This window comes from Thauera sp. 2A1 (genome assembly GCF_009469595.2).
Classification (GTDB): domain Bacteria; phylum Pseudomonadota; class Gammaproteobacteria; order Burkholderiales; family Rhodocyclaceae; genus Thauera.
Genome location: NZ_SSXV01000123.1, coordinates 1 through 1,229, shown reverse-complemented (window position 1 = coordinate 1,229; position 1,229 = coordinate 1). Strand labels below are relative to the sequence as shown.

Annotated in this window: 2 protein-coding genes; both read right to left on the bottom strand. The window is 31.8% G+C overall.

What is annotated here, in order from left to right; translation table 11 throughout:
* Positions 1-302: hypothetical protein (locus GH664_RS22845; RefSeq protein ID WP_153170321.1), on the bottom strand; the 302-nt coding region annotated here is incomplete at its 3' end.
* A partial coding sequence (locus GH664_RS22840) for an AAA family ATPase (protein ID WP_153170320.1) occupies positions 302-1,229 on the bottom strand: 928 nt, incomplete at its 5' end. The genes GH664_RS22845 and GH664_RS22840, both read right to left, overlap by 1 nt.

Genomic DNA, 1,229 nt, shown 5'->3' with positions numbered 1-1,229 from the left:
CAAGGTAGACCTTCTATGTACCGATCAAAGTTCATATCATCTCCATCAGAATCGTCGTACTTATATTTATGTTTACGACCTCCTAGATTTATATCCTTTTCTATTTTCTTTAGATTATCTAAACCTTTGGTATAACTATATTTAGAATCATGTATTTCTGCTGTAGATAATCCCCTAAAACTAGGGTCATCGTTCCTTTCAATATTATTTATTTCAGCAGGATTACCTCCTTCAATATTGTCACATTCTCTATAAAATTCATCTAATGAATTTATATTAACATTTAAATTCAGTTTTTTCATTACGCTGCTGTTTTAAATTCTGCTGTTAAAGTAGGAGTATAAAAATTTTTACGCATAGATTCAATTATTGAAGCAGTGCTTTGTTTAGCTTTATTTTCTTCTACTTTTTGAATATATTGTTTTACTATATTCTTTTCAGTATCAGACCAGTTGATGATAAGCATGTCTTTCCAGTCTAACATACCCACTTTCTTCATTTTTTCTGCTGCTTGAATCATACGAGTAGAAGCAATACGACGTAATGAATTTATTTTAATGCAGTTACGTAGTAAATAAATATAATCTACCACTTCGTGATCAAATTGTGACTCATATTTAACAGAGTAATCTACTTCAATTATTGCTCCAGTAAAACGGTCAATTGTTGAAGCGTCTAATTGGTTATTAGCAACATACTGACGGTCTGCTCCATTACCAAAAGTATTTGACGTAGCAATAATGATACATTCAGGATGTCGTAAAACAGTACCTGTAGTAGTCTCTATTTCACCGTTTGCTAATGCTGCATTAATAACCTGTGCTACAGATGGATCGAGCGCAGTCATCTCATCTATAAGGATTATTGACTTCTTAGCATAGAATTCAGCAAACTTAGTTGCTTCACGAGTAGGATATTTATATCCTGTAAATTCTGTTGCAGAAGTACCAATACCACAAGAGATACATAAGTAAGGAACATCCAGTTCTTTAGCCGTATTACGAGCTATAGTTGATTTACCACAACCAGCTGGACCAACCATCCAGATATTATTCATACCTGCTTTAATTAGATTTTTAAGCTTATCTTCTGGTTCTAGTGAACTAAATGAAAATTGAATTTTCTTCAATTCTTCTTTTTCCTTTTCTTCTTTCTCTTTCTTTTCAAATTCTTTTTTCAATTTGTTAAGTAATTCTTTGATTTCTGTTTTACTTCCAAATTGCTCTAGT